General features: G+C 56.6%; 17 protein-coding genes. 10 read left to right on the forward strand and 7 right to left on the reverse strand.

The window, feature by feature from the left end; translation table 11 throughout:
- Nucleotides 1-220 precede the first annotated feature (220 nt).
- Nucleotides 221-1,705 carry a SulP family inorganic anion transporter gene (locus tag GM154_RS01070; protein WP_219650653.1) on the forward strand — a complete coding sequence of 495 codons (1,485 nt, stop codon included), beginning with the start codon at nt 221-223 and terminating at the stop codon, nt 1,703-1,705.
- A 37-nt stretch (nt 1,706-1,742) separates the two neighbouring features.
- Nucleotides 1,743-2,591 (forward strand): universal stress protein, encoded by an 849-nt coding sequence (locus tag GM154_RS01075; RefSeq protein ID WP_219650654.1) that lies wholly within the window; start codon nt 1,743-1,745, stop codon nt 2,589-2,591.
- On the opposite strand, the gene GM154_RS01080 is transcribed toward GM154_RS01075, so the two are convergent.
- The 4 genes from GM154_RS01080 to GM154_RS01095 form a co-directional block, all read right to left on the reverse strand.
- On the reverse strand, nt 2,574-2,990 hold the full coding sequence (locus GM154_RS01080) for a VOC family protein (protein ID WP_219650656.1): 417 nt from the start codon (nt 2,988-2,990) through the stop codon (nt 2,574-2,576). The genes GM154_RS01075 and GM154_RS01080 overlap by 18 nt on opposite strands.
- 48 nt (nt 2,991-3,038) lie before the next feature.
- Nucleotides 3,039-4,349, reverse strand: a complete 1,311-nt coding sequence (locus GM154_RS01085; RefSeq protein WP_219650657.1) for an MFS transporter — start codon at nt 4,347-4,349, stop codon at nt 3,039-3,041.
- A 185-nt stretch (nt 4,350-4,534) separates the two neighbouring features.
- Nucleotides 4,535-7,069, reverse strand: a complete 2,535-nt coding sequence (locus GM154_RS01090; protein WP_219650658.1) for a sulfite reductase flavoprotein subunit alpha — start codon at nt 7,067-7,069, stop codon at nt 4,535-4,537.
- 121 nt (nt 7,070-7,190) lie between these two features.
- Entirely contained in the window at nt 7,191-9,434 is a 2,244-nt protein-coding gene (locus GM154_RS01095; RefSeq protein ID WP_219650659.1) for a TonB-dependent siderophore receptor, read from the reverse strand.
- 179 nt (nt 9,435-9,613) lie between these two features.
- On the opposite strand from GM154_RS01095, the gene GM154_RS01100 reads away from it, so the two are divergent.
- Together GM154_RS01100 and GM154_RS01105 are read left to right on the forward strand one after the other, a co-directional pair.
- Nucleotides 9,614-10,294 (forward strand): Fe2+-dependent dioxygenase, encoded by a 681-nt coding sequence (locus GM154_RS01100; protein ID WP_219650660.1) that lies wholly within the window; start codon nt 9,614-9,616, stop codon nt 10,292-10,294.
- A 2-nt stretch (nt 10,295-10,296) separates the two neighbouring features.
- On the forward strand, nt 10,297-11,082 hold the full coding sequence (locus GM154_RS01105; RefSeq protein WP_219650661.1) for a tetratricopeptide repeat protein: 786 nt from the start codon (nt 10,297-10,299) through the stop codon (nt 11,080-11,082).
- Between the two features lie 75 nt (nt 11,083-11,157).
- Here GM154_RS01105 and GM154_RS01110 read toward each other — a convergent pair whose 3' ends face one another.
- Entirely contained in the window at nt 11,158-12,321 is a 1,164-nt protein-coding gene (locus tag GM154_RS01110; protein ID WP_010797224.1) for a type III PLP-dependent enzyme, read from the reverse strand.
- A gap of 579 nt (nt 12,322-12,900) precedes the next feature.
- Here GM154_RS01110 and GM154_RS01115 point away from each other — a divergent pair.
- The 3 genes from GM154_RS01115 to GM154_RS01125 all read left to right on the forward strand — a co-directional run bounded on the left by GM154_RS01115 (nt 12,901) and on the right by GM154_RS01125 (nt 16,137).
- Nucleotides 12,901-13,092 carry a hypothetical protein gene (locus tag GM154_RS01115; RefSeq protein ID WP_019366888.1) on the forward strand — a complete coding sequence of 64 codons (192 nt, stop codon included), beginning with the start codon at nt 12,901-12,903 and terminating at the stop codon, nt 13,090-13,092.
- A 271-nt stretch (nt 13,093-13,363) separates the two neighbouring features.
- Complete coding sequence (locus GM154_RS01120) at nt 13,364-14,416, forward strand: glycoside hydrolase family 5 protein (protein ID WP_010797222.1); 1,053 nt, start codon at nt 13,364-13,366, stop codon at nt 14,414-14,416.
- Nucleotides 14,417-14,553: 137 nt separating this feature from the next.
- Nucleotides 14,554-16,137 (forward strand): peptide chain release factor 3, encoded by a 1,584-nt coding sequence (locus tag GM154_RS01125; protein ID WP_219650662.1) that lies wholly within the window; start codon nt 14,554-14,556, stop codon nt 16,135-16,137.
- A 47-nt stretch (nt 16,138-16,184) separates the two neighbouring features.
- Here GM154_RS01125 and GM154_RS01130 read toward each other — a convergent pair whose 3' ends face one another.
- Together GM154_RS01130 and GM154_RS01135 are read right to left on the reverse strand one after the other, a co-directional pair.
- Nucleotides 16,185-17,738, reverse strand: a complete 1,554-nt coding sequence (locus GM154_RS01130) for an alkaline phosphatase (protein WP_219650663.1) — start codon at nt 17,736-17,738, stop codon at nt 16,185-16,187.
- A gap of 92 nt (nt 17,739-17,830) precedes the next feature.
- Complete coding sequence (locus tag GM154_RS01135; RefSeq protein ID WP_219650664.1) at nt 17,831-19,213, reverse strand: chloride channel protein; 1,383 nt, start codon at nt 19,211-19,213, stop codon at nt 17,831-17,833.
- 245 nt (nt 19,214-19,458) lie between these two features.
- Between GM154_RS01135 and arnB the strand changes: the two genes are divergently transcribed.
- The 3 genes from arnB to arnA are packed head-to-tail and all read left to right on the forward strand — an operon-like array spanning nt 19,459 to nt 23,603.
- Nucleotides 19,459-20,607 (forward strand): UDP-4-amino-4-deoxy-L-arabinose aminotransferase, encoded by a 1,149-nt coding sequence (gene arnB, locus GM154_RS01140; RefSeq protein ID WP_219650665.1) that lies wholly within the window; start codon nt 19,459-19,461, stop codon nt 20,605-20,607.
- Complete coding sequence (gene arnC / locus GM154_RS01145) at nt 20,604-21,605, forward strand: undecaprenyl-phosphate 4-deoxy-4-formamido-L-arabinose transferase (protein ID WP_219650667.1); 1,002 nt, start codon at nt 20,604-20,606, stop codon at nt 21,603-21,605. Before arnB ends, arnC begins: the two co-directional genes overlap by 4 nt.
- 6 nt (nt 21,606-21,611) lie before the next feature.
- Nucleotides 21,612-23,603 carry a bifunctional UDP-4-amino-4-deoxy-L-arabinose formyltransferase/UDP-glucuronic acid oxidase ArnA gene (gene arnA, locus GM154_RS01150; RefSeq protein ID WP_219650669.1) on the forward strand — a complete coding sequence of 664 codons (1,992 nt, stop codon included), beginning with the start codon at nt 21,612-21,614 and terminating at the stop codon, nt 23,601-23,603.

Raw genomic sequence — 23,603 nt, forward strand, 5'->3', positions numbered from 1 at the left:
GTCTGATGACACTGCTTAACCCTCTTTGCTGGCTGCCTACGCCGCCATAGCGCTTTCCCCTCCCCGCCTGTACCGCTGACGCTGGAAGCACCCGTCAGTGCGGTATTTGCTGCGCGCCTTTCAGGCCCAGCACTTGTCTTTTTTCAACGTGTCATAACCCATAGGCTTCGCATGCCGTCCGCTCGGCGTGCGGGTTTTGGCTTTTGCTTTGGTACCTGCAATGCTGCATACCCTCAAGAATCACTGGTTCTACAATCTGCGCGGCGACATTCTTGCCGGCCTGGTCGTTGCCCTTGCGCTCATCCCAGAGGCCATCGCCTTTTCCATCATTGCTGGTGTCGATCCGAAAGTCGGCCTGTATGCGTCCTTCTGTATCGCGGTGACCATCGCCTTCGCAGGGGGTCGTCCCGGCATGATCTCGGCAGCGACAGGCGCGACTGCCCTGCTCATGACCACCCTCGTGCGCGATCATGGCCTCCAATACCTGCTTGCCGCTACGCTGCTGACTGGCATTATCCAGATCATCATCGGCTTTCTGAGGCTGGGCTCGCTGATGCGCTTTGTCTCGCGCTCCGTAGTGACCGGCTTCGTTAATGCACTGGCTATCCTGATTTTCATGGCGCAACTGCCTGAACTGACCCATGTCACCTGGCATGTCTATGCCCTGACAGCGGCTGGCTTGGGCATCATTTATCTGTTTCCCTACGTACCCACGCTAGGCAAGTTCATTCCCTCGCCACTGGTCTGCATCCTGCTGGTGACGGCCCTCTCGATGTATCTGGGTCTTGATGTACGCACCGTAGGGGACATGGGTGAACTGCCTGACAGCCTGCCGGTATTTCTCCTGCCTGACGTGCCGCTCAACCTGGATACCCTGCTGATCATCCTCCCCTACTCGGCTGCCATTGCCGTGGTAGGCCTGCTGGAGTCCATGATGACTGCCACTATCGTGGATGACCTGACCGATACGTCTAGCGACAAGAACCGTGAATGCAAGGGCCAAGGGCTGGCCAATATCGTTTCGGGTCTTCTGGGCGGAATGGCAGGCTGCGCGATGATCGGCCAGTCCGTCATTAATGTGAAGTCTGGCGGTCGCTCCCGGCTATCCACTCTCGTAGCTGGAGTATTCCTGCTGATTCTGGTGGTTTTCATTGGGGATTGGGTCTCGCGCATTCCCATGGCTGCACTGGTTGCCGTCATGATCATGGTCTCTATCGGCACCTTTAGCTGGGACTCCATCCGTAACCTGAAAAAATACCCCCTATCCACCAATATAGTGATGCTGGTCACCGTGGCTGTGGTGGTTTTCACGCATAACCTCGCCTTTGGTGTGCTTACCGGTGTACTGCTGGCTTCGCTGTTTTTTGCCAACAAGGTGGCGTTCTACCTGACGGTAGAGAGTCGACTGGAAAATGGGCAAAAACGGATCTACGACGTAAAGGGGCAGGTTTTCTTCGCATCGACTACTCGTTTCAACGCAGCATTTGACCTGAAGGAAGCGGTTTCCCATGTAGTGATCGACCTGACCCATGCCCACTTCTGGGACATTACAGCGGTTTCGGCACTGGATAACGTCGTTCTCAAGTTCCGTCGGGAAGGAGCGCACGTGGAGGTCATTGGCCTGAACCAGGCTAGTGCTACGCTGGTCGACCGCTTTGGCATCCATGACAAACCGGACGCGGCCAACAAAGTGATGGGCCACTAGATATCGCGTTTTGAATGCTACTGATCGAGGAACAGTAATGAACAGGATCATCGCTTGTGTCGATGGCTCCCCTGCTACACGAGGTGTTTGCGATTATGCTGCCTGGGCCAGCCTGAAGCTGGGTACCCCCATACATCTGCTGCATGTGCTTGACCGTAAACATTATCCTGCCGATTCTGACCTGAGCGGCACTATCGGGCTGGGCAGTCGGGAGCACCTGTTGGACGAGCTGGCCAGACTGGATGAGAAGCGCAGGGGACTAGGCCTCAAGCAAGGGCAGCTTCTGCTGGAAGCTGCTCAGGAGCATGTCACCAAGCTGGGTGCTCAGGAAACCGATACGCTACAGCGGCACGGAGACTTTCTCGATACGCTGCGGGATATGCAGGCGCAAAGCGCCCTTTTCGTCATGGGTCGACTGGGCGAGGAAACCCCACCGGCACGGCTGATCGGTAGCCATCTGGAAAGCGCAATCCGCACCCTGACCCGTCCGATTCTTGTGACACCGGTAGCGTTTGAGATCCCTCAGCGCGTTATGCTGGGCTTCGATAACAGTAACAGTGCGCGAAAGGCACTCGAGCTTATGGCCGAAAGCCCGCTATTTCGGGGTCTGGAGTGCCATATCGTGACCGTCGGAAAGGATAACGCCGAAAATCGTCAGCCTCTTGAAGATGCAGCCACTATCCTGCGCTCTGTGGGTCTGAGCGCTGTGACCGCCATCGTCGAAGGCGATGTAGAGCTTGCGCTTGAGAAGTACCGCAAGCAGCAGGAAATTGGCCTGACGGTCATGGGCGCCTACGGACATTCCCGATTACGACACTTCTTCATGGGCAGCAATACCGGCAATATGCTGCGTACGGCCGGCGGCGCCTTACTGGTGGTGCGCTAACAGCAGCCCTTCGGCATGAACAAAGCATAACTTGTTGCCCTCAGGGTCGCGGCAGTACGCGCCATAGTAATCTGGCGCGTACTGTGGCCTTAGCCCCGGAGCGCCTTCATCGGAGCCGCCATGCAACAGCGCCTGACGCCATGCGGCATCCACTTTGGTCTGTGAGGGAGCCGCAAAACTTACCTGCGTTCCGTTACCCACCGAAGCGGGTTTTCCATCAAAGGGAAACTGGATAAAGAACTGCGGCCATCGCTGCCCGGGATACTGCCAGCCAGCACCCTCGGGACCACCGTCTTGCTCGTTGGGCATACGAATCATGCCAAGCTCGCTCAAAACAGCGTTGTAAAAGGCCGTCATGCGTGACAGATCGTGAATGCCAAGCTGGATGTGACTGAACATAGACGCCTCCATAACCAGGACTTCTTTCAGCCTAGCAGCAGGTTGACCTTAGCGGTTCACCACCTTGGCCGGCAGCGCCAGTACAAGCAGGCAGCTGAGCAGCAGCGAACCAGCAAAGCACCAGAGCGCTACGGCGCTACTATGGGTCAGATCCAGCACAAACCCCATCAGCGAGTTGCTGACCAGACCGGCAATGTTGGCTAGCGAACAGGCCAGGGCAAAGCCGGTCGCAGCCGCCGTCCCCTTGAGAAAGGTGGCCGGCAGGCTGAAAAAGACCGGGACGGCGCCAATGATCGCAGCCGAGGCGATTCCGAACAGCAGCACCAGCATCATGACGTCCTGGGAGAAGAAGGTACTCATGGACAGCGCCGCAGCCCCTACGATGAACGGCACGATGATATGCCAGCGGCGCTCCCGAAAACGGTCCGAGCTTGCGCCAATGGCCAGCATGCCGATCAGCCCCATGAGGCTTGGAATGGCGGTGAGCCATCCAATATGCACGGTATCGGTTACCCCAGCGCCCTTGATGAAGGTTGGCAGCCAGAATCCCATGGCATAAGCACAAAGCAGGATTGAAAAGTCGATTCCTCCCAGCATCCAGACCTTAATGTCCCAGAATCCGTCGCGAAAACGATAGGGCGTGTCGGGTCGATCGGATTCATCTTCCTCAAGTTTCTGCAACAGCACCTGTTTCTGTTCTGCGCTCAGCCAGGCGGCTTCGCTGATGGTGTTGGGCAGCACCCAGAAAGTCAAAATACCCAGAACCATTGTAGGCACGGCTTCCAGCAGAAAGAGCCATTGCCAGCCCTGCAAGCCGTTGACCTGATGGAAATGGCTCATGATCCAACCCGAAATCGGCCCGCCAATCAGGCTCGACAGCGGCAGACCAATCATGAACAGTGCAATGACGCGGCTTCGGCGATAAGTAGGGAACCACTGGGTCAGGTAAAACAGAACACCAGGCAAAAAGCCCGCTTCGGCGGCCCCTAGAAGAAAACGCAGGAGGTAGAACTGCCACGCCTCGGTCACAAACATCGTGGCGCCCGACAATAACCCCCAGGTGATCATGATTCGGGCAATCCAGATACGGGCGCCGACACGCTCCAGCACCAGGTTACTGGGCACCTCGAACAGGATATAGCCAACGAAGAAGAGCCCTGCCCCCAACCCGTAAGCCGTCTCGGAAAGATGCAGCTGATCAAGCATTTGCAACTTTGCGAATCCGATGTTGATACGGTCCAGGTAGGCAGCCAGGTAACAGAAACAGAGAAACGGAATGAGTCGCCAGATAACAAGACGGTAAGTCCCCGCCTCGTCAGCAGTGCAATGTTGGGTAGAACCGTGGCGTACGTCCGACATACACATCCCTTCTAAGCGAATGCCAGGATCCAAACCATGGCAGACAGAGTGGAAAGCTGCTTCTCAAGGGGCATCACCGCCGCTATGCATGTGCTTTCCCGAGTGGCCGGAGAGCTTATCGATTTACAGGCAAAGCGCAACTGGCCATCTCCCTCCTACAAATGGGAATGGCCAGAGGCTATCCGTCAATAAACGTCCCGCTTGTAGCGCCCCTCCTCCTGCAACCGCTCCAGGCCCGATTCGCCCAGGATCTCAACCAGGGCGGCATGTACACCTCGCGCCATGCCCTGCAAGCTGCCACAGACGTAAATGACCGCGCCTTGCTCGACCCAGGCTCGGACGTCTTCTGTGGATTCCAGCAAGCGATCCTGAACATATACCTTGTCTTCCTGATCACGGGAAAAAGCCAGATCAAGCCGGGCAAGTTGCCGATGCGCCAGCCAGTGCTCCAATTCGTCCTGGTAGAAGAAATCATGCTCACGATTCCGCTCACCGAAGAGCAGCCAGTTCCGGCTGTGTCCTACGTCGATGCGCGCCTTGAGCAGTGCCCGTAAGCCGGCTATCCCCGTGCCGTTGCCAATAAAGAGCGCAGGCCGATTGTCATGAGGCATATGGAACGCGGAATTAGGTCTTAGGCGTGCCATCAGGTGCCCACCCTCTGGAGCATGGGTGGTCAGCCAGCCAGACGCGATACCCAACTGCCCACTTCGTTTGCGCTCCTGGCGAATGATCAGTGACATAGTCCCCTCAACGGGCAGGGATGCAATTGAATACTGCCTGACCGCCAAAGGCAGCAGCGCCTCAACCAATCCCTGTGCGTGCATGCCTACCATCTGATGCACGTCTTCAGGCAGAAAACGTGTTGCCAATGCCTGACCCAACGGCAACTCGATCCCGTCCAGCCATACAAGGGAATCTGGAGAAAGTCCCAATGGACTTAGCCATTCCTGTACGAATGACACAGGATAACGCGGCAGTATTTCGATAAGGTCGCCGGCCGCCCACGAGCAATTTGCCGGCATTTGGAGATCGACCCTGAAGACGGGCCATCCCTGCCCTCTGGGGTTCAAGCACTGACGGGCCGACAGGTGATAATCCTGGAACGGAGCAGTAGCTGGTTGGATATGCGCCACGGCACCCAACTCGCCCAGGCGAGACTGCCATAGACCCAAGGCAACCTCATCGTCCCGGTTTACCTCAACCGTATCGAACAGACTGTGAGCGCCCTGCCCGCTCAGCCAGCGCTGTAGACGTCGTCCAAACGCACAGAAATCCGGGTATTGCCGATCCCCCAGCGCCAGCACACCGTAGGAGAGCTGCTTCAGGGATATCGCCTGCCGCAACACGGCGCGCTCGAATTTGCGGGCATTATCTGGAGCCTCGCCATCACCAAAGGTACTGACGATAAATAATGCCTTGCGAGCCGCCGTCAAGGCATCAGAATTGAGCTGAGCCAGCGGCTTTACCGTTGCTGGCTGGCCTGCAGCCTGTAGCTGGCCGGCGGTTTGCCAGGCCAGTTGCTCCGCCAAACCACTCTGACTGGCAAAGCCGATCAACCAGGGCTCATCCCCTGTTGCCGTAGGTATGACTTCGCGACGAGCCTGGCGAATCCCCTTTTTCTTTCGGCGGCGATCCAGATAGAGCAACCAGCCCGTGATAAAGAACAAGGGCATGGCGAGGCTGGCTAGAAACATTAGCAGCCGCCCCGGCAACCCGAAGTATTCTCCCGTGTGCAGCGCATAGATGCTGCCCAGCAGCTGCCCGCCGATGCTCTTGTCAGCGTAGCGCTCATGGCTGCGGACCGCGCCGGTTTGCGGATCCAGGTCCAGCTTGTTGAGTGCTCGTAGATGATCGGCATTCTGAAGGCGATAAAATACTGTTGCCGGCTGACCGGCTGCCGAGGGCAGGCGTAAGGTATAACCTTCCAGCGTCGGACCGGCCGCTTGCTGCACGCTTGCCCAAAGGGCCTCATGATTGATGATGGGTGGCACCCCGCTTGGCTGAGGACGTTCCGGCCTGCCGCCTTTGCGCTCGCCTCGCTGCTCGGCAGGCGCATCATCCAACAACCGGATCAGGCCGTTGCGATACCACTCATAGGACCAGAAGAGTCCAGTAAGCGCCGCCAGTAGATAAAGCACAAGGCACCAGGTGCCTGCGACCGCATGCAAGTCCCAGTTGAAGCTACGCCCCTTACGGGCCCAATCCAAAGTCAACCAGGCGCGCCAGCTGGCAACCTGCCTGGGCCAGCGAAGATAGAGACCAGACAAACAGAAAAACACGAGCATTAGGGTACAGGCACCCACAATCGCCTTGCCGGTTTCTCCCACAGCAAGAAAACGATGCAATCGCAGCATGAGCCCAAAGAAGTCGGCGCCAACCGGCTCACTCAATACCTCGCCGGTATAGGCATCAACAAAGCGCATAGGCCCGCGCCGCTCCCCTGGCGGGGGCTCGAGAAATACGCGGACATTACTGTTGAGCACAAGATCAGCCCATAGCCCGGTTACCTTTTTACCCTCGTACGCCTCGACGCGCTTGATAAGCTCATAAGGTGCCAGTGCATTTCCAGCCATTCGCTCCTCTACCGCTGCAGAACGATTGATCAGGTTCGATATCTCCGGCTCGAACGAATACGCGGCGCCGGTTACGCCGATGATGACCAGCACCAGCCCTGCCGTGATACCCATAAACCAATGCAGCTGGAAGAGAAGCTTTTTCATTTAAATCACTCGATCCACGAGCCATTCAAAAACCAGAGCGCATATGCCACCTGCGCCTGGCAAGTAAGAGATATCCATACAAAAAGCCCGGCTCACAGGAGCCGGGCCATGCGCTTTTCCATCAGAAATGGAAATTGGCACTCAGGAGCGCTGTACGTCCGGGCGCTACGTGCGCCATATGGGTTGAGTACACTTGGTCGAAATAACGTTTGTCCGTCAGGTTCTGCACATTCAACTGCAGATCCAGATTCTTCGTCACGCGGTAAGCCGCCATCGCGTCATAGCGTGTATAGGAGGGAATGTAGGTCGAGTTGGCCGTATTGCCGAACTGACGATCCACATATGTGGCACCGCCACCCACCGTGAAGTCCTGAGTAACATCATAGGTGGTCCACAGGGTAAAGTTGTTTTCCGGCGTCTGAGGCATCTTGTTGCCCTCATCAGAAGCGGTGGTCGACTTACGAATCTCGCTATCCAAGTAGGTGTAACCGCCGAATACTTTCCAGTGAGGCGTCAGCTTGCCACTGAAGCCCAGCTCCACGCCCTGGACACGCTGCTCGCCGTCCAATACCTGGAAAGAGGTGCTCTCGGCGCTGGCGACTCGGGCATTGGTCTTGTCTGTACGAAACACGGCGGCATTAAGCGAGAGCGCTTCATTGAAGAAGTCCCACTTGGTCCCGATTTCATAATTACGGTTACGTTCGGGCTCAAGACTCGTATTGCTTGCAGAAAGCTCTACGCCCCCTTCGCCGGCGGTCTCACCAGAAGGATTGCTTGAGGTCGACCAGGCGACATAAATGCTGCCATTGGGTGCTGGCTTATAGACGATCCCAGTCTGGTAGTTCCAGAAGTGCGATTTGTTTTCGCGCTTGAAATTACCCGCTACGGCTCCGCGACCACCCGTCGTGTAACCGCTCGAGCGCGTTTCAAAATCATCGTAACGCAGACCCAGATTGATGGACCACTGCTCGTTGAGCTTTAGCGTGTCGAATACATAACCCGCTGCGGTTTTGGTGTCGGTATCGGTGTAAGACTCGCCTTCAGCGTAGGTGCCTGCCCAACCATCTTTCGGTGTAGGGTTGTATAAACTGGTGCAGTCACCGCTGGCCAGGAGCGCAGCGTTACACGTTGATCCCGATGCGCTGGAGTTAAACGTGTAAGGACGGTTATGCACGTCCTCATAACTGAACTCCATACCGGTTACCAGCGTGTGCTCAATACCTGCCGTATTGAACAGAGATTTGAGCTCGGTCTGGTTGACCCATCCTTCGGATACGGAGTTACGGCTCTTGGGCGAACGGTAGACATAGCCATTGGCCACGTTTCCACGGCTGTCATCCGGGTTGGACGCTACATAATCCAGCGTAGTACGTACCATGCGGAAGCTGTTGGACAGCGTCAGGTTATCGTTCAGGTCATGTTCTATACGGAATGTGCCGCTATCCGTCGTGCTTTTCCGGTAGTCACGGCTGGATCCGTACCAGTTATCCTTGTCTACATGGGCCGGCCGGCTTGGGTTAGCCTTGCTGCGGTTGACATTGGTCAGCGGAATGCCATAGTCAGGCGTGTCGTCTGTATCCAGATGATAGTAAGAGAGGGTCGCACGCGTGGGCGTGCCAAGGCCAAAACTGATCGAAGGCGCTACACCCCAGCGGCTGACGTCCGGACCATCACGTCCGGCCACATTGGCGTCATGCTTCATTAGATTCAAACGGAACGCAGCGTTATCCGTGATCATCTGATTCACGTCGAGCGTGGTACGGCGCGTCTGATCGGACCCATAGGTAAAGCCGCCGTTCACAAAATTCTGCAGCTTGGGCGTCTTGGTAATCAGGTTCAGGCTACCGCCTGTAGAACCCGCACCGGTATAAGCCGAGCCTGGCCCCTTGCTGACTTCAATCTGCTCCAGATTGAAGATCTCGCGCGTCTGGGAGGCTACATCGCGCATACCATCGACAAAGGTATCGCTTTCAGCATTGAAACCGCGGATGAACGGTCGATCGCCTTGAGGATTTCCCCCCTCGCCAGCGCCGAAGGTAATACCAGGCACAGTCCGCAGCGCATCGGTCAACGACAGCGCACCCGTGTCGCGGATTACCTGTGCAGGCACTACCGTCACAGACTTAGGCGTATCACGCAGCGGCGCCGTGTACTTGGACGATGCCGACTCCTGAACACTATAGCTGCCCTCTTCATCCCCCAGGACAGTAGTGCTGCTCAGGTCCAGTACGCTCGACCCCTTGGCGGTACTTTCCTTGGCGGGCGCCTGTTGAGCAAGCGTAGTGCCGGAAAAAGCCGTTATAGCCACACCTACCGCTGAAACTAATAGTTTAGGCGCAACGCCCGACTCACTTTGACGCGTCATTTTCTAGTTATTCCCCACGAACGAAGGCGCGGAAAATATACGCAAATACGAATTAGTATCAATAGTATTTTAAAGTATTCTGGATTATTAAAGACGGCTAGCAGTTCTATGCTGTACTTTTTGCAAAAATCCTGAGAATGACTATCATTAATAGCTTTTTATGCTCGTCGGAGCGCGTCATGCTGCTAGCCATACCCCAGGTCTTTACTGCTGAAGAAACGGCTCGTATCCGAAAGGCGCTTGAACAGACCCAGTGGAGTGATGGAAAAATCACTGCTGGACATCAATCCGCCAAGGCCAAGCATAATCTTCAACTTCCCGAAGACCATCCGTTGACCCGTGAAATCGGCGAAGCGATCGTCCATCGGCTCTGGCAGCATCCCCTGTTCATGTCTGCGGCACTGCCCCACAAGATCTTCCCGCCCTTGATCAACTGCTACACCGCCGGCGGCTCATTCGACTTCCATATAGACAACGCCGTACGCAACGTGAAAAACAGCGTCGAGCGCGTCAGAACCGATATCTCGACCACAGTGTTTTTCAGTGATCCCGACAGCTATGACGGCGGAGAACTGGTGATTCAGGACACCTACGGCACACAGCGCGTAAAGCTAAAGGCAGGCGACGCCGTGCTCTATCCGGCCACCAGCCTGCACAAGGTGGAGCCGGTGACTCGAGGCACTCGATATGCCTCGTTTTTCTGGACTCAGAGTCTTGTTCGCGAAGATAGCCAGCGGGCCCTGCTGTTCGAAATGGACACAGCCATTCAAAACCTGACCCGCGACGTCCCTGATCATCCTTCACTGGTTCAGTTGACCGGGACCTATCACAACCTGCTACGCCGCTGGGTAGACGTATAACCATGGCCTACGTCTTGAGGCGACAGGAAGTTCTCGAAAACCAGGCGCTGGAACAGGCACTGGCATCGGATAATCCCAGGGAGGCGGCCCGTGTCATCCTGACGGCTGCCAAGGCCGGCTCGCCAGATGCCCAGGCCATGCTAGGCCAGATCCTGCTGGAGGGCCGCGGCATTGCACAGGACGCTAGCCTCGCATTGATCTGGTTCACTATCGCTGCCGATCAAGGCCACACGATGGCGCTCAACATGGTAGGACGTTGCCGCGAACATGGCTGGGGCTGCGAGCAGGATGCCCACGCAGCAGCCGAGGCCTATCGTCAGGCCGCTGAACAGGGCCTGGACTGGGGCATGTACAACTATGCCAATCTGCTGGCGACAGGACGCGGTGTCTCCCGTAACGAGCACAGCGCCTTTTTATTCTACCGACGCGCCGCTGAGCTGGGCCATGCCAAGTCCATGAACCTCGTTGGACGCTTCTACGAAGAGGGTCTTGTCGTTACACGGGATACAAAGGTTGCACATGACTGGTACAAGCGGTCGGCAGAGGCAGGCGATTTTCGCGGTCAATATAGCTATGCAGCGGTGCTGGCAACAACGGGTCGCCTTGAGGAAGCCCAGCACTGGCTGAAGGAAGCCTTGAAGACCGGCAACCTCAATTTTTTCAGGGCCAGCCGGCAAGGACTGTTGGACTCCGACCATGAAGCGCTGCGCCTGATCGGGCTGAGCTATTTCGAGCGCGCCGCCGAATTGGGCGACGAGACGGATCAAGCGGCCCTTACCAGAGCCTAGAGCAAGCGCTACGATACGCCCCTTACCGTCTGAATGATAAAAAACCCGCCGAAGCGGGTTTTTTATGGGCGCTATTTAGAGGTAATAGGCCTTGAGTGGAGGGAAGCCATTGAATTCCACAGCACTGTAGCTGGTGGTGTACGCCCCGGTAGACAACCAATACAGACGGTCACCGCTGGCAAGGTTCAGTGGCAAACCATACTTGTAGTGTTCATACATGATGTCGGCACTGTCACAGGTAGGGCCGGCAATCACGACCTCTTCCATCTCACCCTTCTTCTCGACCCAGATCGGAAACTTGATGGACTCGTCCATGGTTTCGATCAGACCGGAAAATTTGCCTACGTCGGTGTATACCCAGCGCTCGACAGCGGTGCGCGATTTGCGCGACACCAGTACCACTTCGCTCACCAGAATACCGGCGTTGGCAATCAACGAACGACCGGGCTCCAGAATGATTTCCGGAAGTTCATCGCCAAAGTCTTCCTTCAGGAAGCGGATGATCTCTTCAGCATAGGTTTCGAGGTTGTTGGTCTTGGCAATATAGTTTGCCGGGAAACCGCCACCCATGTTGATCATCTTCAGGACGATACCGTCTTCTTCACGCAGGCGCTCGAATATTACCTTGACCTTGGCGATAGCCGCATCCCAGACGTCGATATCACGCTGTTGCGAGCCGACATGGAAGGAGACGCCGTAAGGCACAAGGCCTAGCTGGCGGGCCAGGATCAGGAGGTCCAGCGCCAGATCGGTCTGGCAGCCAAACTTGCGTGAAAGCGGCCAGTCAGCAGTATTGGAGCCTTCGGTCAGAATCCGCACATAGATCTTCGAGCCCGGCGCAGCTTTGGCAATATTACGCAGGTCAGCCTCGGAGTCGGTGGCGAACATTCGCACACCTTTCTCGTAGAAATAGCGAATGTCCTTGGCTTTCTTGATCGTATTGCCGTAGCTGATGCGATCAGGACTGACGCCCGTGCTCAGTACCTTGTCCAGCTCATAGATGGATGCGATGTCGAAATTCGAGCCCTTGTCGCGCAGGAGCTCAGTAATCTCGATGGCTGGGTTTGCCTTAACGGCGTAATAAATTTTGGCAAACGGGAAATTGTTCACCAGATCATCGTAGGCTCTGGAAATGGTGGCTTTATCGATTACGACAAAAGGCGTTTCATGCTGGTCAGCGAAGGACTTCATTCGCTGGAAGGTCTCGCGCGAGTAGTAATCTTCGACCTGAATGGACATGCGTCGGACTCCCAATGGCAGAACAAATGGATTCGTAGGGGTATTGCTGAACGCCTAATCCGTTTCCCCACTTTGGTTCGCCTACTTCCCAAGGCACGTCGCCGAAAGCAAAAAGGTCAACATGTCCAGAGCGTTGACCTTGCTGTCTCGTCGTCAGTACTTGAGCCGGATGGATCGTTTCCAGCATGGACGTTCGGGCGCGAACTTTAGGACTACACGCCCGCAAGATCAATCAAAAATCCCATACGACTGTCTGATTTGCCTCGATCCGGTACGAACCCTCCTCGTAAAACCGACCGGCCAGGCGAACCGATGTTCCAAAATCCGTCAGGATTCCTCTGCAATTGAGAGAACCCGTTCAAGCCAGATAGGCATTTTCAACAAAGATTAATTTTTGCGAGGGAGTGCTAACCAGATTTGGATACTGCCGCTCACCAAAAAGATGAAAGAAATATGGCAAGGCGTAAACTTTATTAAGACGCACAGGTCTTCGTGTGTCGCCATGCAGTGCCTTACATCACGGAAGGATATGGCCAAACTCCAACAATATGTTTTGCTTCATTTCATAGGGAAATCAAAATGTTTGGCATCGAAGTCGACGGCTCGGTAGAGCCTCCATCATTCATCAACTCGTTGCAGGTTGCCTTGAAGGAAACCTGGGCGGTGCTCTACGCCCATGGCGGAGTCATTGCCGAGTTCGATAACGAGCAGGATGCACGTGAGGAGGCTGAGCGCTGGACAGGAGTCTGCTTCCGTCTGGATGCCTGCTAAGCGCCAGGCTTGAAAGCCTGCGTCCTGAGTCCGGCTCAGGCTTTCAGCTTAATGGCTTTTTAACGCTTATCGAGTTTACTTCCCGCTCCTATCGCTGTACGTATTTTCAATAAAGCCATAGGCAATCACATTTTTACATCAAACCCCGCCGGCCCCCTTGTCAATCGACCTGCTCAAAGAGCACGTTTGACGGGTTTTGCTATCAGGCTATCCATGTTAACCCTGCAGGTACAGTTCTGGCCTGCCCATTACGCTTATGGCACTTATTTCGATGAATAGAACCGGGCGAATCAAACGCAACCTCAAGCGATATGCCTTTCTAGCATTCGCTCCCCTGCTCATGAGCCATACCGCCTCGGCGGCCGATTACCCAGCCGAGATGATCGGTCTGAATTTCTCGGGTGCCGGCTTTGCGGCGCAGGTGCTTCCGGGTGTGAACGGTACCAACTACTTCTTTCCTGACGACTCCTACTTCAGGCGCTGGGGCTATCGCGGGATTCGCGTCGTACGTTTCCCGATCACCTGGGAGCGCCTGCAACCCAAGCTCAACGGTGAGCTAGACACTCAGTACGCTGACCTGATCAGCCAGACGCTGGACTCGGCCAAGCGCTACAAGATGCAGGTCATTCTGGACCTGCACAACTACGGGCGTTACCGCGACCAGATCATTGGTTCGGAGAGCGTACCCTACGAGGCTTACCAGGACGTCATGGAGCGGATCGCCAAAACCTGGAGCAAGCACCCTGCCCTGCTAGGCTACGACATCATGAACGAGCCGCATGATGTGGAAGACCACTGGGACACCGCGGCCCAGTACGGCATCGATGGCATCCGCTCCGTCGACAAGAGCCGTCCGATCGTGATCGAGGGCAACTTCTGGTCAAGCAGCGCGCGCTGGCCTGATGTAAACAAAGGCCTGCTGAACCTCAAGGATCCTGCGGACAACCTGATTTTCTCGGCTCATGTGTATTTCGACGCTGATGCCGGTGGTCGTTACGAATCCAAGGACACTAGTCAGCTTGATCCCATGATTGGCGTCAAACGTGTTCAACCTTTTATTGACTGGCTCAAGGCCAATAATAAGAAAGGCCACATTGGTGAGTTTGGTGCACCAGGGGATGATCCCCGCTGGATGAAGGTCATGGATAACATGCTCTCGCATCTTCAGAAGGAATGTATCCCAGCTACATACTGGGCAGCAGGTCCGGGCTGGGGCGACTATTCCCTTTCCATCGAACCCCGGGATAACAAGGAGCGTCCGCAGTGGGCCATTCTCAAGAAGTATGTGAAACACTCGGGCTGCTCGGAAATAGGGCCTAAATAAGCCGCTGGCAGGGTGGCCCAGTGCATCAGGGCCACCCTGCTGAACAAGACTCGTCTGAAAAGCCAAAAGGCCTGAACCTACAGGCCTTTTGGCTTGCTATAATCGCCGGTTTAAGTATCCACCGGACATCAGCCTCCATGACCAAGCAGGCCGCCGAAGTCGCCAAGCGGCGCACTTTCGCCATCATTTCCCACCCGGACGCCGGTAAGACCACCATCACCGAGAAGCTCCTCCTGATGGGGCAAGCCATTGCCGTGGCCGGGACCGTTAAATCACGTAAATCCGACCGCCATGCCACCTCCGACTGGATGGAGATGGAGAAGCAGCGTGGTATCTCCATCACCACGTCGGTCATGCAGTTCCCCTATCGCGAGCACATGATCAACCTGCTCGACACGCCCGGTCACGAAGACTTCTCGGAAGACACCTACCGCACCCTGACGGCGGTCGACTCTGCCCTGATGGTGCTTGATGGCGGTAAAGGCGTTGAGCCCCGCACGATTGCCCTGATGGATGTCTGCCGTCTGCGCGATACGCCTATCGTCAGCTTTGTGAACAAGCTGGACCGTGATATTCGCGATCCGATCGAGCTGCTCGACGAGATCGAAGCTGTCCTGAAAATCAAGGCGGCCCCGATTACCTGGCCGATTGGCTCCTACCGTGATTTCAAAGGGGTGTATCACCTCTCCGAAGACAAGATCTTTGTCTATACCCCTGGCCACGGCCATGAGCGTATCGCAACCCGCGTCATTGAAAAGCTGGACTCGGACGAAGCCCGTACTCACCTGGGTGACCTGTACGATGATTTCGTCGAGCAGCTCGAACTGGTTCAGGGCGCGTGCCATGAATTCAATTCGGATGAATTTTTAAAGGGCCAGATGACACCGGTCTTCTTTGGTACAGCCCTGGGCAACTTCGGTGTCGATCACGTCCTGGACGCGGTCGTGGACTGGGCGCCACAGCCACTCTCGCGCGCGACCAACGAGCGTGACGTACAGCCGGTCGAAGAGAAATTCAGCGGTTTCGTGTTCAAGATCCAGGCAAACATGGATCCCAAGCACCGTGACCGGATTGCCTTTATGCGGATCTGCTCCGGCAAGTATGAAAAAGGCATGAAACTGCGCCATGTGCGGATCGGCAAGGACATCAAGATTGCTGACGCCCTGACGTTCTTCTCTTCCGAGCGTGAACAACTGGAAGAAGCCTTTGCAGGCGACATCATCGGCTTGCACAACCACGGCACCATCCAGATCGGCGATACCTTTACCGAAGGTGAGAGCCTCGGCTTTACCGGTATTCCGCACTTTGCGCCTGAACTGTTCCGCCGCGTACGCCTGAAGGACCCACTCAAGTCCAAGCAGCTCCGCCAGGGCCTGCAGGAGCTGGCAGAGGAAGGCGCGACCCAGGTGTTCTTCCCCGAGCGCAACAACGACATCATTCTGGGCGCCGTCGGTGTGCTGCAGTTTGACGTTGTCGCCAGCCGACTGAAAGAAGAATACAAGGTGGAATGCGTCTACGAGCCGATCAACGTCTGGTCTGCCCGCTGGATCGAGTGCAATGACAAGAAGAAGCTTGAGGAATTCAAGAACAAGGCCATGGAGAACCTGTCCGTGGATGGCGGCGGTCACCTGACCTATCTTGCGCCGACTCGTGTCAACCTGAGCCTGATGGAAGAGCGCTGGCCTGACATAAAATTCCGCGCGACGCGGGAACATCATTAAGCATGAGGCAAAGGGCTGATCATTCAGCCCTTTGTTTTACAACCTGATTAAACAGCCTGAAGCGTCTTTTCGAATACCGCCTTTCCATCCAGGTCTCGCAGGGTCACGGTCAGATCACCGCTGTGCCCTTCGATATTGACCTCGCCAAAGAATTGGAAGCCCGACAGCGGCGAGCTGTTGGCTACCGGTGGCGCCTTCACAAACACGGCCTCCGGTCCGAAAGTGTTGTCCAGCTTGTTGGGCCCGAATGCACCGGCATTAAGGGGGCCTGCCACGAACTCCCAGAAGGGCTCGAAATCCTGGAAGGCTGCCCGGTTGGGGTGGTAGTGGTGAGCCGCGCAGTAGTGCACATCTGCAGTCAGCCAGACCGTATTGTTGATATTCCACCGGCGGATGTAACGCAAGAGCTCTGCAATTTCCAGTTCGCGACCCAAGGGTGCACCGCCGTCGCCATTGGCAATGGCTTCCCAACGAGGCATTCCTGCTGCATCTACCCCATCAGGGACTTCCAGACCAATGGGCATGTCTGCCGCAATGACCTTCCAGGTAGCCGTAGACTCCGTGAGCCCCTGCTTGAGCCACTCGAGTTGCGTGCGCCCCATGAAAGCAGTGTCTGGTCCCTCATTGGGTTGCAGGTTGGTGCTGTTCCCGCCCCGGTAGGTCCGCATGTCCAGCACGAAGATATCCAGCCGAGGACCGTAGCTGATCTTGCGATAGATGCGTCCGGCATCATCACGCTGTTGCAGCCGCATGGGGGCATATTCCAGATACGCCTGACGCGACCGCCTGGCCAGTACGTTGATGTCCTTTACGGTGTAACGGTCATCCAGCACTTTAGTAGAAGACCAGTTATTGGTGGTCTCGTGGTCATCCCACTGCCAGATCTGCGGGACTTCAGCATTGAACCGACGGACATTTTCGTCCATCAGGTTGTAGCGATAATTGCCACGATATTCATCGACCGTCTCGGCAACCTTGCTCTTGGCCTCTGTGGTGATGTTGCGCCAGACCTTGCCTTCCACCGTCGTGGTCTTAGCTTCTAGCGGGCCGTCTGCATAGATGGTATCGCCACTGTGCAGGAAGAAGTCCGGCTGTCGGCGACGCATGGCCTCATAGATGCGCATGCCACCGATATCGGGGTTGATACCAAATCCCTGCCCGACCGTGTCGCCGCTCCAGACGAAACGGATATCAGTACGATGCGTCGGTGCGCTACGCAAATGTCCAAAAACAGGCTCGCTCTGCGCACCGCTGTAAACATCTTCGAAACGAACCCGATAGAAAATGGATTGATCAGCGGGAAGTCCGCGCAAATCCATGCGCGCCGTGTAATCCGTGTCGGCTGTCACCACAGGCGAAACCATTCGGCGCAGATGGCGAAAGCTCTCCTTAGTGTCCCACTCGACGACCATTCGCGCCGGACGATCACAGCGGCTCCAGACAATGGCCCGGTTGCCCTGAACATCACCTGACTGAACCCCTTCAAGCATCAGCGGACGCTGCTTGGCGCCGGCGATCACGGCAGGTGCCACTCCCGGCAGCAGCAGTCCTACGCCCAGCCCCTGGATCAAGCGCCGTCTTCCATTATCGAACGTGCTCATCATGCGCTCCCACGATTATTGGAGCGAATGGGTTTAGCGAAAACGCCTGACAACCCTGTGACAGTCTGAAGAACAGCTGTTACGGCGTGATCTCAATCACACTTGGTAGGCTTCGACGCTTCAGGCTCCACCGCATGCAGGATTTGTTGAGCCAACGCATGATAAAGCGAGGTGGGCGAAAGCCAGCCGGACACACCATTCGCCAGCAGGCACGTCGCCAGCACAGGGATCGCCATGTCGGGGCTGTGGGCCAGCTCCAAGGTAATGACAGTCGAGGTGAGCGGTGTCCGGGTAACGCCCGTGAGGTAGGCCGCCATGCCCAGAAGCGCACCGGTCTGCAGGGTGACATCAGGCAGCCAATCGACCAGCCAGGGCGCAAAGCTGGCGCCTACCGTGAGCGAAGGCGAAAAGAGCCCGCCGGGAATGCCTGCCAAATAAGAAACCACGTTGGCCAGAAATTTCCAGATGAGAAAGCCCTGATCGGTTATAGGGTGCCCTTCCAGAATGGCACGTGTTTCCTCGTAGCCGGTACCAAAGACATGCTGTCCTGACAGTGCGCCTAGACAGGCGACCAGCAATCCACAGACGGCGGCAAACCGAACCGGGAAGCGTGAGCGGATAGCGCCCAACCTTCCAAGCCAGCCGTGGGATGTTGGAATGACCAGCCGAGCATAACCGCCGCCCAACAAGCCGCCTGCCAGCCCGCATATGACCACCGCTATCCAGGCATCGCCCCATGGCAGACTGGCGCTGATAACGCCAAAATAGGTATACGGTCCAACCAGGCCCAGCGTGACCATACCGCCAATCACCACAGCCGTCAGTACCAGACCGCTGAAGCGCTGTTCAAAGGTATGACTCAACTCTTCAATGGCAAATACTACGCCCGCGAGCGGCGTGTTGAACGCGGCGGCAATGCCCGCAGCACCACCGGCGAGGATCAGGCCGGAAACCGTCTTTCGCTCATACAGGCCCAGCCGCCGACCAAAGCCATACAGTACCGAGGCGCCCAAATGTACGGTCGGCCCCTCGCGGCCAACCGAGGCCCCCACTAGCAGGGCAAGCAATGTCAGTATCATCTTCGCGAGCGCGATCGGCCAGGCTAACACCGCTGCCCTGAACTGACCAGAGGGCTTTTCCAGCGTTGCAATCACTTGTGGAATGCCGCTTCCCCTGGCATTACGCAGCCACCCCTGTGTCAGCCAGACCAACAGGGCAAATCCTGCGGGTGTCACTAACCACGGCCATAAGTGGCTGTGATTCAACAGACGCTGAAAGAGCTGAAAGGCATGATCAGCCAGCCACGCAAAAGCCAGCGCCAGTAAACCCACCAGCAGCGCGCCGACCCAGAACGCCAGGCGTTGCCGAATGGAGCGAAACCGTTGATGGCGCTGTTGGGGTGCTTGAGATGCCGCAGCGCGGCGTGTAGATGCTTCCCTGTGGTCAGGGGCAGCAGGATCGCTCGAGTCGCTCATAAGCACATAAAATAGGTTGGCTCAGCAATTGTAACAAAGTATTTAAGGATATAGTGAGTGGTTCGACTGCCTGAAGACCGGTGGGTTTAAGCATTTCACAAGCCTTGTCATCCGTGGTCTCCATCATTTCTCCATATAACCTGCAAAGCCACGCAAGCTTGTCATCCCAAAATTTGGCGGTTTCTACCTGAGCGCGATGTATGTGCATGGCGCAGGTAGTGTCATGACCGTTACGGGATACAGACATGTCAACTGCCTTTCTTCCTTTCTCACGTCCAAGCATAGGCGATGAGGAAATTGCGGCCGTCAATGCCGTGCTCCGCTCCGGCTGGATCACCACCGGCCCTCAAAATCAGGAGTTGGAGCAGCGCTTCTGCGAGTATCTGGGCTGCCGTCATGCCGTCGCACTCTCTTCGGCAACGGCAGGTATGCACTTGGCATTGATAGCCCTGGGTATTGGCCCAGGCGATGAGGTCATCACGCCCTCCCAGACCTGGGTATCTACCGCAAACCTGATCTGCCTGCTGGGCGCAACTCCTGTGTTCGTGGACATCGATCGCGATACCTTGATGACCGATGCAGCGCGTATCGAAGCCGCCATCACGCCCCGAACGAAAGCGATCATTCCGGTTCATTACGCCGGTGCAGCCTTTGACCTGGATCCGCTCTACGCACTGGCCGAGCGCCATGGCATCCCCGTCATTGAAGACGCTGCCCACGCAATAGGTACACGCTACCGGGGCCGCCTGATTGGCGCTCGGAACACCGCCATCTTCTCCTTTCATGCCATCAAGAATCTGACATGTGCAGAAGGCGGACTTTTTGTAACGGATGACGAAGCATTGGCTAACCGCATCCGCACATTGAAGTTTCACGGCTTGGGCGTCGATGCCTATGACCGTATGACCCACGGCCGAAAGCCTCAGGCGCAGGTCATCGAACCGGGCTTCAAGTACAACCTGACCGATATCAACGCAGCCATTGCACTCGTCCAGCTGGATCGCATCGACGAGATTAACGCCAAGCGCAAACAGCTGGCCGAAATGTACCTGGAGCGCCTGAACGACCTTCCCATTCAGCCGCTGAGTCTTCCGAGCTACCCTCAGGATCACGCCTGGCATCTTTTCATTGTGCGCGTCGATCCGGCGCAATGTGGTCTGGATCGCGATGCCTTCATGCAAGCCTTGCAGGCAAACCATATCGGCACCGGTATTCATTTCATAGGAACGCACCTGCAACTTTATTACCGGGACCGCTTTCCAGAGGTCAGCCTGCCGAATACCGAGTGGAATTCAGCTCGGCTGTGCTCGATACCGCTGTTTCCTGACATGACCGCCGAGGAGCTCGAGCGTGTCGTCACTGCCATTCGCTCCACGCTGGAGGCAGCCTTGTGAAGCCTTATCCGATCAATCGCGTGTCCGTGGTCATTCCGGTCTTCAATGAAGAAGCCAGCCTGCCCGAACTCCTGCTGAGAACCGATGCCGCCTGCCAGAAACTGGGCCGCGATTATGAAATCGTATTGATTGATGACGGCAGCCGTGACAGCTCGGCCAGCATTATCCAGGCAGCTGCCGAAGCCGAAGACAGTCATGTGGTAGGGGTCATCCTCAACCGCAACTACGGCCAGCACGCCGCCATCATGGCGGGCTTCGAGCAGTGTATTGGCGACCTGGTCATTACCCTTGATGCCGACCTGCAAAACCCGCCGGAGGAAATTCCGCGTCTCGTCGAGCAAGCCGCTCTGGGGTTCGATGTGGTCGGTACTGTACGCGAAAATCGTCAGGACTCCGCCTTCCGCCGCCTGCCATCCAGGCTGATCAACCTTGCTGTGCAACGTTCTACGGGCGTAGCCATGAGCGATTATGGCTGCATGCTGCGGGCGTATCGCCACAGCATCATCGAGGCCATGCTGGCCTGCCATGAGCGCAGCACGTTTATTCCCATCCTGGCTAACAGCTTCGCCCGCCATACCACCGAAATCAATGTGGGACATGCCGAGCGCGAATACGGTGAGTCGAAATACACCCCCATGCGCCTGATCAACCTTATGTTTGATCTCGTGACCTGCATGACCACAACGCCATTGCGGCTGCTGAGCATCGTAGGTGGCGCCATGGCATTGGCCGGTATCTGCTTCGGGATGCTGCTTCTGGTGCTACGCCTGCTGCTGGGGGCCGACTGGGCTGCCGACGGCGTGTTTGTCCTTTTCGCCATCCTGTTCATCTTTACCGGCGCCCAGTTCGTCGGCATGGGGCTACTGGGTGAATACCTGGGCCGCATGTACCACGACGTCCGTGCCCGCCCTCGCTACTTCGTTGAGCAGGTTGTCCGGGGTGAAGCCTCCTGCTCCCCTGCGCCAGCCTCGCTCGATTCCATTCCTTCTGCAAGCTGATTACCCATGACCAAGACTGTTGTATTTGCCTATCACGATATTGGATGCGCCGGAATCGAAGCGCTGATCGCGGCCCAGTATGAAATCGCGGCCGTGTTTACCCATGCCGATGATCCGAACGAAAACCGCTTCTTTGCTTCCGTAGCCCAACTGTGTGCTCGCCACGGTATTCCGGTGCATGCCCCGGAAGATGTTAACCACCCGCTCTGGATCGAACGCATCCGTCAGCTTGAGCCGGAATTCATTTTCTCTTTCTACTACCGTCACCTGCTGAGCAAGGACATTCTCGCTATGGCCAGAAAAGGTGCCTATAACCTGCATGGCTCCCTGCTGCCGCGTTATAGGGGTCGCGCGCCTGCCAACTGGGTATTGGTCAATGGCGAAACCGAAACCGGCGTCACTCTGCACCGCATGGAGCGTCGTCCCGATGCCGGCCCGATTGTCAGTCAGTCCAGGGTAGCGATTGCCCAGGACGATACGGCGCATACCCTGCATGCCAAGCTCCGCGAAGCTTCAGGTCAGCTCTTGGGCGAAACCCTGCCCCGTCTGGCACGTGGAGACGTGGAAGAGATCCCGCAGGATGACAGCAAGGCCTCCTATTATGGCCGTCGCACGCCTGCCGATGGAGAGCTGGACTGGACTCGTCCGGCCAGTGAACTCTATAACCTCGTCCGCGCCGTTACCCAGCCTTACCCGGGCGCTTTCAGCTTTGTAGGCGATCGAAAGCTTATTGTCTGGCAAGCCCAGGCCGTAGACACCCGTCACGACCAGAAACCTGGCGCCGTCGTAAGTCTTGATCCACTGCGTATCGCCTGCGGTGACGGCGTATTGGAAATTCAGGCCGGCCAACAAGGTAATGCAGGCCTCTACCTGTCTGGTCCGCAGCTCGCTCGGGAGATGGGACTGGTCGAAGGGCTTCGTCTGCGCCGCAGCGATGCCTTCAAGGCCAAGCGTCGCACACGTGTGCTGATCCTTGGGGTGAATGGCTTCATTGGTAATCACCTGTCTGAACGCCTGCTGCGGGACGGCAACTATGAAGTCTACGGTCTGGACATTGGCTCCGACGCTATCGACCGTTTGAAGGGCGATCCTAACTTCCACTTTGTGGAAGGCGACATCAGTATCCATACCGAATGGATCGAGTACCACATCAAGAAGTGCGACGTGATCCTGCCACTCGTGGCCATCGCTACGCCGATCGAATACACCCGTAACCCGCTGCGTGTATTCGAGCTGGACTTTGAGGAAAACCTCAAGATCGTCCGCTACTGCGTGAAGTACAACAAGCGCGTCATCTTCCCGTCCACATCCGAAGTCTATGGCATGTGCGACGACCCGGAGTTCGACGAAGACCAGTCTCGCCTGATCGTTGGCCCGATCAACAAGCAGCGCTGGATCTACTCCGTTTCCAAGCAGCTGTTGGACCGCGTGATCTGGGCCCACGGCAAGCAGGATGGCCTCAGATTCACCCTGTTCCGTCCCTTCAACTGGATGGGTCCGCGTCTGGATCGCCTGGACTCTGCTCGAATCGGCAGCTCCCGCGCCATCACCCAGCTGATCCTGAATCTGGTGGAAGGCACACCCATCAAGCTGGTGGACGGCGGTGCCCAAAAGCGCTGCTTTACCGACGTGGATGATGGCATCGAAGCCCTGTTCCGTATTATCGAAAACAAGGGTGGTCGCAGTGACCAGCAGATCATCAACATTGGTAACCCAGACAACGAAGCTAGCATTCGCGAACTAGCCGAAACCCTTCTGGCCCAATTTGAGGCACACCCGCTACGGCACAACTTCCCGCCGTTTGCAGGCTTCCGCGAAGTTGAGAGCCGGTCGTTTTATGGCGAAGGCTATCAGGACGTCTCCCATCGCAAGCCCAGCATTGCCAATGCCCGCAAGCTCCTGGATTGGCAGCCCACCATCGAGATGAGCGAAACCATCGGCAAGACGCTGGACTTTTTCCTGCGTGAAGCATTGAACAGCCAGGTGGACGAGGCGTAA

The organism is Pseudomonas sp. MAG002Y, from assembly GCF_019400845.1.
Lineage (GTDB): Bacteria > Pseudomonadota > Gammaproteobacteria > Pseudomonadales > Pseudomonadaceae > Chryseomonas > Chryseomonas luteola.

Bases quoted from the DNA above. Each gene is read 5' to 3' on its own strand.
- GM154_RS01070 (WP_219650653.1), top strand. From the start codon at position 221: ATGCTGCATACCCTCAAGAATCACTGGTTCTACAATCTGCGCGGCGAC.
- GM154_RS01075 (WP_219650654.1), top strand. From the start codon at position 1,743: ATGAACAGGATCATCGCTTGTGTCGATGGCTCCCCTGCTACACGAGGT.
- GM154_RS01080 (WP_219650656.1), bottom strand. From the start codon at position 2,990: ATGTTCAGTCACATCCAGCTTGGCATTCACGATCTGTCACGCATGACG.
- GM154_RS01085 (WP_219650657.1), bottom strand. From the start codon at position 4,349: ATGTCGGACGTACGCCACGGTTCTACCCAACATTGCACTGCTGACGAG.
- GM154_RS01090 (WP_219650658.1), bottom strand. From the start codon at position 7,069: ATGAAAAAGCTTCTCTTCCAGCTGCATTGGTTTATGGGTATCACGGCA.
- GM154_RS01095 (WP_219650659.1), bottom strand. From the start codon at position 9,434: ATGACGCGTCAAAGTGAGTCGGGCGTTGCGCCTAAACTATTAGTTTCA.
- GM154_RS01100 (WP_219650660.1), top strand. From the start codon at position 9,614: ATGCTGCTAGCCATACCCCAGGTCTTTACTGCTGAAGAAACGGCTCGT.
- GM154_RS01105 (WP_219650661.1), top strand. From the start codon at position 10,297: ATGGCCTACGTCTTGAGGCGACAGGAAGTTCTCGAAAACCAGGCGCTG.
- GM154_RS01110 (WP_010797224.1), bottom strand. From the start codon at position 12,321: ATGTCCATTCAGGTCGAAGATTACTACTCGCGCGAGACCTTCCAGCGA.
- GM154_RS01115 (WP_019366888.1), top strand. From the start codon at position 12,901: ATGTTTGGCATCGAAGTCGACGGCTCGGTAGAGCCTCCATCATTCATC.
- GM154_RS01120 (WP_010797222.1), top strand. From the start codon at position 13,364: ATGAATAGAACCGGGCGAATCAAACGCAACCTCAAGCGATATGCCTTT.
- GM154_RS01125 (WP_219650662.1), top strand. From the start codon at position 14,554: ATGACCAAGCAGGCCGCCGAAGTCGCCAAGCGGCGCACTTTCGCCATC.
- GM154_RS01130 (WP_219650663.1), bottom strand. From the start codon at position 17,738: ATGAGCACGTTCGATAATGGAAGACGGCGCTTGATCCAGGGGCTGGGC.
- GM154_RS01135 (WP_219650664.1), bottom strand. From the start codon at position 19,213: ATGAGCGACTCGAGCGATCCTGCTGCCCCTGACCACAGGGAAGCATCT.
- arnB (WP_219650665.1), top strand. From the start codon at position 19,459: ATGTCAACTGCCTTTCTTCCTTTCTCACGTCCAAGCATAGGCGATGAG.
- arnA (WP_219650669.1), top strand. From the start codon at position 21,612: ATGACCAAGACTGTTGTATTTGCCTATCACGATATTGGATGCGCCGGA.